Origin of the sequence: Streptomyces sp. rh34, from assembly GCF_002551245.1 — a bacterium.
GTDB lineage: Bacteria > Actinomycetota > Actinomycetes > Streptomycetales > Streptomycetaceae > Streptomyces.
In genome coordinates this window covers 25,865-32,867 of record NZ_NTGZ01000057.1, presented here as the reverse complement: position 1 = coordinate 32,867, position 7,003 = coordinate 25,865, and the positions used below count along the sequence as shown (strand labels likewise).

The following is a 7,003-nucleotide window of genomic DNA, read 5'->3' as shown; positions in this document are numbered from 1 at the left end:
AAGCTAAGCCTTTCAGCGCCGATGGTACTGCAGGGGGGACCCTGTGGGAGAGTAGGACGCCGCCGAACAATTTTTCCGGGAAAGCCCCGTGCCTTGTGGTGCGGGGCTTTTCTGCGTTTCAGACTCGATCGGCGGGCCGACAGGCAGAGGCTCCTGCACCGCAGGGCCACGACAGGGGAGACGCCCATCAGCCCGCAGGCCCCTGACAAGCGCCTCAGAGACGGCCTGCGGCCTTCAGGGCCAAGTACGTGTCGGCAAGCGTGGGAGCGAGATTCTCCGGAGTGGCGTCCACGACGACAACGCCGTGGCGGCGGAGTCTGTCTGCCGTGCGGCGACGGTCGGCCTGGGCCTGACCTGCGGCTGCCGCGTCGTACACCGAGTCCACGGTTCCCCGGGCGTTGGCCATTTCCTCGATCCGAGGATCGGAGACCGCAGCCAGCAGAACGGTGTGGCGCTGGGTGAGTTGAGGGAGAACCGGGAGGAGACCCTCCTCGATGGGGGCGGCCTCCAGCGTGGTGAGGAGGACGATCAGCGAACCGCGGGGGGCATCGGTGAGGGCGGCATTGCTCAGGCCGCGGGCATCCGTCTCGATGAGCTCGGGTTCCAACGTGGCCAGGGTGTTGATGACAGTGGCCAGAATTTCACCCGTGGCCGTCCGGCCCTGGACCCGGGCTCGGACCTGGCGGTCGTAGGCAAGGAGGCCCACGCGGTCGCCCGCCCGGGTGGCGAGCGCGGTGAGAAGGAGTGTGGCGTCCATCGAGGCGTCCAGGCGGGGGACGTCACCCACCCGGCCCGCTGACGTGCGGCCGGTGTCGAGGACGATCAGAATGTGCCGGTCACGCTCGGGACGCCATGTCCGGACCGCTACGGCGGACTGGCGCGCGGTGGCCCGCCAGTCGATGGAGCGGGTGTCGTCCCCGGGCACGTACGCCCGCAGACTGTCGAACTCCGTGCCTTCACCGCGTGTCAGAACGCTGGTGCGGCCGTCGAGTTCCCGGAGCCGGGCGAGCCGGGAAGGCAGATGCTTGCGGCTGGTGAACGGTGGCAGGACCCGTACGGTCCACGGGGCCCGGTGCTGCCCTTGGCGTGCGGCGAGGCCCAGCGGGCCGTACGAGCGGATGGTGATGCGTTCTGCCTGCCGATCGCCGCGACGGGTCGGGCGCAACACGGTGACCAGGCGTCGCCGTTCCCCGGCGGGGATCGCCAGTGTGTGGCGGGAGGCGCGGCGCTCGGAGCCCGAGGTCCAGCTGCTGGGGGGCCAGGCATCCCGCAGCTGGGCGCGCAGGCGCCGGCGGGACGTGTTGGTCACCGTGAGTTGCACTTCGGCCGCGTCACCGAGTCGAACAGATGTATCGCCGGATCGAGTGAATCGAAGCGTGCGCACTGGCGCGGCCAGGGCATAGTCACACAGAATTGCCAGTGAGAGCGGTGCGTTGACCGCAAGCATCCCGGTCCAGCTGGGAGCGAGGATGCCTACGGGGAGTGACCCGAGGGCGGCCAGCAGCGCGGTACGTCCGGTGAGGGCCATGGTCACCGCCTCATCGGGGTACGGGGACGTGGGCGAGCACTGAGGCGATGACGGAGTCCGGGGTGACTCCTTCCATTTCCGCCTCGGGCCGCAGGTGGATGCGATGACGGAGCGTGGGGAGCGCCAGGGCTTTCACATCGTCCGGGATGACATAGTCCCGGCCGGTCAGCCAGGCCCAGGCGCGGGCGGTCGACAGCAGTGCGGTGGTGCCTCGGGGGGAGACGCCGAGGGCGAGCGAGGGGGAATCGCGCGTGGCACGGCAGATATCCACTACATAGCCGGCGATCTCGGGGGAGACGGTCGTCTTCGCGACGGCTTGGCGTGCCGCTTCCAGATCGGCGGGTCCGGCGACGGGACGTATCCCCGCGGCCTTCAGGTCCCGCGGGTTGAAGCCGTCGGCGTGACGGGTGAGGACGTCGATCTCGTCCTGCCGCGAGGGAAGCGGAACGGTCAGTTTGAGCAGGAAACGGTCCAGTTGGGCTTCGGGGAGGGGGTAGGTGCCTTCGTACTCGACGGGGTTCTGGGTCGCTGCGACGAGGAAGGGGTCAGGCAGTGGCCGCGGGGTTCCGTCCACGGTGACCTGCCTTTCCTCCATCGCTTCGAGGAGGGAGGACTGGGTCTTGGGAGGGGTGCGGTTGATCTCGTCGGCGATCAGCAGGTTGGTGAAGACGGGGCCGGGCTGGAAGGAGAACTCGGCGGTGCGCGCGTCGTAGACCAGCGAGCCCGTGACGTCGCTGGGCATCAGGTCAGGGGTGAACTGCACGCGCTTGGTGTCGAGTTCGAGTGATGCGGCAAGTGCGCGCACCAGCAGGGTCTTGGCCACGCCGGGTACGCCTTCGAGGAGTACGTGTCCCCGGCAGAGCAGCGCGACGACGAGTCCGGTGACGGCGGGGTCCTGGCCGACGACGGCCTTGGCGATCTCGGAGCGCAGAGCCTCCAAGGAAGCGCGGGCGCTGTCGGACGGCTCCGGTTCCGTGAGCCTCACGGGGGCCGCTGCGGGCACCGTGGGCTCGGCCGGCTCGGGGGTCGGGGCGCTCATGAAGTGCGTACCTCTCTTTCGAGGGCGTCGAGTTGATCGGCGAGGAGGACCAGGGCGGCGTCGGTGGAGGGAGCCGTACCGAAGAGCAGGGTGGTGAGGTCGTGGTCCGGGGCGTTGACGCGTGCGGACACGGCGGTGAGGAGGACGTCGGGGGTGTGCGCATCACGGACGGGCACTCCGGCGAGGGGCGCGATGCGTGTGCGGGTGGCGGCTCGGAGGGCGTCGGCGGCCCGGTCGCGGGCGTTGGCCTTGCGGTAGAGGAGGGAGCGGCCTTCGGCCGATTCGGACGCGCGGACGGCCACCGGCAGCCGTTCGGTCACCAGGGGGCCGAGTCGGCGGGCCCGCCAGACGGCGGCGAGGACTGCGGCGAGGGCGAGTTGAAGCGTTCCCCACAACCAGCCGGAGGGGACGAGGTCGAGGAAGCTGCTCCCGTCGGCCGCGTCGTCCCTCGTCCCGTCCTCTGACTGTTCTTCGTTTCCGCCGCCGGGGAAGTCGTCGTCGGTTGTTGCGGATGGATCCGCGAGAGAGGGGAGGTACCAGACGAGATGGGGACGGGAGCCGAGGAGTTGCAGGGCGAGAGAGGCGTTGCCCTGCTGGTCGAGACGCTCGTTGTGGAGGAAGCCGGGGGAGCCGAGGATGACGGTGTCGCCGCCCGAACCGGTCGGGAGGACGATCAGACTGGGGAGGCCCGCAGTCGGGTAGCAGGTGACGGCGGCGGGGTCCTGCGTCGTGTAGCGGGTGCCGCCCATGTCCGCCGTGCCGGCCAGCCGGGCGGCGGGGAGCTCGCACGACGGGGCGAGAGCACGGACGGCGTGGTGCGGCTCGGCGCGGACGCCGGGGGCGAGCCGGGCCGTGGCTCCCGGTCCGGGGGCGATCAGCAGGGTGCGTCCTGCGGAGGCGGAGGCCGTCGCGTCCAGTCGGAGCTGCTGCGACCGTGTCAGGAGATTGGGGCCGGTGACGAGGAGCGTGGTGTCGGGGCCGGTCGCGGCGGTGGCTTCGTCGAGAGTGGTGGCGACGGTGACGGATATGCCACGAGCCTTGAGGAGTTCGGCCACGGCGCGGCTGCCCTTGGGGTCCGCGGAGCGGGGGTCGAGCTGTCCGTGGTTCGTGCCGGAACGTACGACGGCGAACGTGATGCCGGCGACGACGAGGATGAGGACGACGGCCAGGATGCCTCGGGCGCGGGTCCAGACCTGGCCAGGGGTGGGCGCCGTCGAGGTGGGGGAGGCGGTGGTCGCCGCGGTCATCCGGTGGCTCCTCGGGAGGTTCCGGGCAGCAGCGGCTTTGCTTCGTCGAGTTCGAGGTCGAGGGTGCGCAGGGACAGGTATGTCGGCTGGTCCGCGGTGCGGCCCCCGTATGTCACGTCGTCGAAGGTCCGGGCGGCGGCGCGCAGCCGGGCGGTGTGCTCGGGCAGGGTACGGCCCGCTTCGGCCGCGGCTTCGTCCGCTGTGCGGCCGGGGCGGGGGTCGAGCAGGGCGCGTTCCTCCAGGGACCGGACGATGGCACGCATGCGTTCCTGGACGGCCTCGGTCCAGCGCAGAGCCGCGGCGTGTGTTTCGGCGGCGGCGCGGTGCTGGGCCGCGCTGCGGGGGCCGTCGCTGTCGAAGAGAGCGTCCGTGCTCCGGGAGGAGCGTTGCGGGGTGCCGAGCCGCCACCAGAGGGCGGCGGCAAGGCCGACGACGATGACGACCAGGACGGCGAGTCCGGCAGGGCCGCCGGGGGCGGCGCCCGCGGCGGCGTCGAATACTCCGGCGACCCAGTCCCAGAACTGGTTCAGGGCACGCTGGAGGAAGTTCGGGTCGTTCTCGTGGTACATCGGCTTGGACAGCTCGCTCTCGGCCGCCTCCCGTGCGGGGAGGCGTGGAGTGTCCACGGGTATGTCGCCCGATGCCGAGCCCCGCCGTGTGGTGGTGATGCCCCCCGCCTCCGACACCGCATCAGCTCCCGGGGGTGTCGGCGCCGTAGCCGGGCAGACCGGCGGCCCGTGCGAGGTCGAGGTCCAGTGCTTCGCGACGGATGCGCTGGTCCACGTAGAGGAGGGCCATCACGCCGGCGACGAAGGGGTAGATCAGTGTCGAGACGATCACTTCGCCGATGCCGGTGACGATCAGGAACGGCCAGCCGAAGGAAGGGGCGGTGCCGCTGAAGAACTCGCTGACGTCGGTTCCGTCGGCGATCACCGCGATGATGCCGAACGGAATGGAGACGAGGAACGTCAGCAGGAAGGTCAGCAGCCAGGTCAGGGCGAGGATTCCGAAGGTGCGCCACCACGCGCCGCGGACCAGCTTCGCCGACCTGCGCAGCGCGGCCACGATGCTCTGTCGTTCCAGCATCAGTGCGGGGGCGGCGAGTGCGAAGCTGACGTTCAGCCAGAGCATCACGACGCAGGCGGCGGCGAAGCCGAGGAAGGCGAGTGCCGCGCCTGCCTCGGAGCCCAGCAGCAGGCCGGGGCCGATGCCCACGGTCATGATCGCGGCCATGATCAGGGCCACCAGCACGGTCAGCCCGAGCAGCGGGAGGACGCGGGGGCGGGCCTCTGCCCAGGCGCCGGAGAGCGTGGTGGGACGGCCCAGCACCGAGCGGCTGATGACCACGGTGATGATCGACGCGGTGAAGAGCGTGGCGATCATCGTGACGAGGGAGGCCGGGGCCAGGGAGATCAGTGTCGACCGGGCGGAGTCGGTGGCCTGGCGGAGGGCCTCGGTACCGGTGGCGTTCGGGTCGACGGAGGTCGGTTCCGGCAGCAGATAGCGCTGCATGAGGATGACGGCGACCTGGGTGACCACCGAGACCGCGAGACTGAAGCCGAGTGCGGTACGCCAGTGGGCGCGCAGGGCGGAGACGGAGCCGTCGAGGATCTCGCCGAGGCTCAGGGGGCGCAGCGGGATGACGCCGGGCTTCGCGGCCGGCGGCGGTCCTGCCCAGCCCTGTCGCTGCGGGCCACCGCCCCAGCCGGGGGCGGGCGGCCGTGTTCCGGGGCCGCTGCCGGGGTTGCTCGGTGGGGACCACTGCCCGGGGGGCGGCTGCTCGGGGGACCACTGCCCCGTCGGGCCGCTCCCGTCCTGAGGTTCGGAGGGGCGGGGGATCGCCGTCTCCTTGCCGTCGGAGGGGGCAGATCCGGGCGACGCCCAGCCCGGAGAGTCGTTCATTCTCGCTCCTTCACCGTCCTGACCGCTCATCGGGGCGGCAGGTTGGCAGCCATCGTGCCACGCGTAGGTCCGGGGCGGACCAGCCGCTCTGTCTCCTCCACGCCTTCATGTGCGGGCGGCGCACCGGGCAGACTGGGCGGATGGCTGATCAGGACGCGCAATCGACGGTGGGCCGCGAGCCTCCCGCGCTTTCCGTACTTCGCTGGGACGAGCCTCCGGAAGGTCCCGTACTGGTGCTTCTCGACCAGACGCGGCTGCCCGCCGAGGAGGTCGAGCTGGTGTGCACCGACGTGCCCGCGCTGGTGCGGGCGATCCGGACACTGGCGGTGCGAGGGGCTCCGCTGCTCGGGATCGCCGGGGGCTACGGGGTGGCGCTCGCCGCGGCGCGGGGCTTCGACGTCGCGGAGGCGGCCGGTCTCCTGGAGGGGGCGCGCCCCACCGCGGTGAACCTCGGTTACGGGGTGCGGCGGGTGGCGGCGGCCTACTGGGGGGCCTCCGGCAAGGGAGAGGGGGACGAGGCCGCCGCTGCGGCGGCGCTGGCCGAGGCGCGGGCGCTGCACCGGGAGGATGCCCGGGCCAGCAGGCGTATGGCGGAGTACGGCGAGGCGTTGCTCGAGGAGCTGTTGCCGGGCCGCGCCTACCGGCTGCTGACCCACTGCAACACCGGGGCGCTGGTCTCCGGCGGCGAGGGGACGGCGTTCGCCGTGGCGTTGCGGGCGCACCGGCAGGGGCGGTTGCGACGGCTGTGGGTGGACGAGACGCGGCCGCTGCTCCAGGGGGCCCGGCTGACCGCGTACGAGGCGGCGCGCAGCGGTCTGGCGTACACCCTGCTCACGGACAACGCGGCGGGGTCCCTGTTCGCGGCCGGGGAGGTGGATGCGGTGCTCATAGGGGCGGACCGCATCGCCGCGGACGGCTCGGTGGCCAACAAGGTGGGAAGCTATCCGCTGGCCGTGCTCGCGAAGTACCACCACGTGCCCTTCATCGTGGTGGCGCCGACGACGACGGTGGATCTGGAGACTTCGGACGGCACATCGATCGTCGTCGAGCAGCGCTCCGGGAGGGAAGTGACGGAGCTCACACCCGCGTGGGGTGTATCGGCCGGCGGCGGAGGCGGGATGGTCGTCGCACCCCTCGGGGCCCCGGCGTACAACCCGGCTTTCGACGTCACGCCGCCGGAACTGATCACGGCGATCGTCACCGAGGAGGGTGCTGTTTCCCCGGTCACGGGGGCCGGACTGGCAGAGCTGTGTGCCAGGTCATCGCAGGTAACGATTAGCTAATGGG

The 7,003-nt window shown here is 71.4% G+C and carries 6 protein-coding genes and 1 rRNA gene; 2 read left to right on the top strand and 5 right to left on the bottom strand.

Features of this window, described 5'->3' with window-relative positions:
• Window positions 1-68: ribosomal RNA gene (gene rrf / locus CR470_RS41475) — 5S ribosomal RNA — on the top strand; the annotation flags it as partial.
• A gap of 146 nt (window positions 69-214) precedes the next feature.
• Here rrf and CR470_RS13760 read toward each other — a convergent pair.
• The 5 genes from CR470_RS13760 to CR470_RS13740 are packed head-to-tail and all read right to left on the bottom strand — an operon-like array spanning window position 215 to window position 5,716.
• Complete coding sequence (locus CR470_RS13760; protein ID WP_097867881.1) at window positions 215-1,528, bottom strand: DUF58 domain-containing protein; 1,314 nt, start codon at window positions 1,526-1,528, stop codon at window positions 215-217.
• A 10-nt stretch (window positions 1,529-1,538) separates the two neighbouring features.
• Entirely contained in the window at window positions 1,539-2,567 is a 1,029-nt protein-coding gene (locus CR470_RS13755) for an AAA family ATPase (protein WP_257138628.1), read from the bottom strand.
• On the bottom strand, window positions 2,564-3,814 hold the full coding sequence (locus CR470_RS13750) for a DUF4350 domain-containing protein (RefSeq protein ID WP_097867880.1): 1,251 nt from the start codon (window positions 3,812-3,814) through the stop codon (window positions 2,564-2,566). The genes CR470_RS13755 and CR470_RS13750 overlap by 4 nt, the downstream gene beginning before the upstream one ends.
• Complete coding sequence (locus CR470_RS13745) at window positions 3,811-4,500, bottom strand: DUF4129 domain-containing protein (RefSeq protein WP_097867879.1); 690 nt, start codon at window positions 4,498-4,500, stop codon at window positions 3,811-3,813. Before CR470_RS13745 ends, CR470_RS13750 begins: the two co-directional genes overlap by 4 nt.
• A gap of 4 nt (window positions 4,501-4,504) precedes the next feature.
• On the bottom strand, window positions 4,505-5,716 hold the full coding sequence (locus tag CR470_RS13740; protein WP_097867878.1) for a glycerophosphoryl diester phosphodiesterase membrane domain-containing protein: 1,212 nt from the start codon (window positions 5,714-5,716) through the stop codon (window positions 4,505-4,507).
• A gap of 140 nt (window positions 5,717-5,856) precedes the next feature.
• Here CR470_RS13740 and mtnA point away from each other — a divergent pair, with 140 nt between their 5' ends.
• A complete protein-coding gene (gene mtnA / locus CR470_RS13735; RefSeq protein WP_097867884.1) occupies window positions 5,857-6,999 on the top strand; it encodes an S-methyl-5-thioribose-1-phosphate isomerase in 1,143 nt (380 codons plus the stop codon).
• The last annotated feature ends 4 nt before the right edge of the window (window positions 7,000-7,003 follow it).

Coding starts and splice junctions, on each gene's coding strand:
- CR470_RS13750 (WP_097867880.1), bottom strand. CDS start 3,814: ATGACCGCGGCGACCACCGCCTCCCCCACCTCGACGGCGCCCACCCCT.
- CR470_RS13755 (WP_257138628.1), bottom strand. CDS start 2,567: ATGAGCGCCCCGACCCCCGAGCCGGCCGAGCCCACGGTGCCCGCAGCG.
- CR470_RS13740 (WP_097867878.1), bottom strand. CDS start 5,716: ATGAACGACTCTCCGGGCTGGGCGTCGCCCGGATCTGCCCCCTCCGAC.
- mtnA (WP_097867884.1), top strand. CDS start 5,857: ATGGCTGATCAGGACGCGCAATCGACGGTGGGCCGCGAGCCTCCCGCG.
- CR470_RS13760 (WP_097867881.1), bottom strand. CDS start 1,528: ATGGCCCTCACCGGACGTACCGCGCTGCTGGCCGCCCTCGGGTCACTC.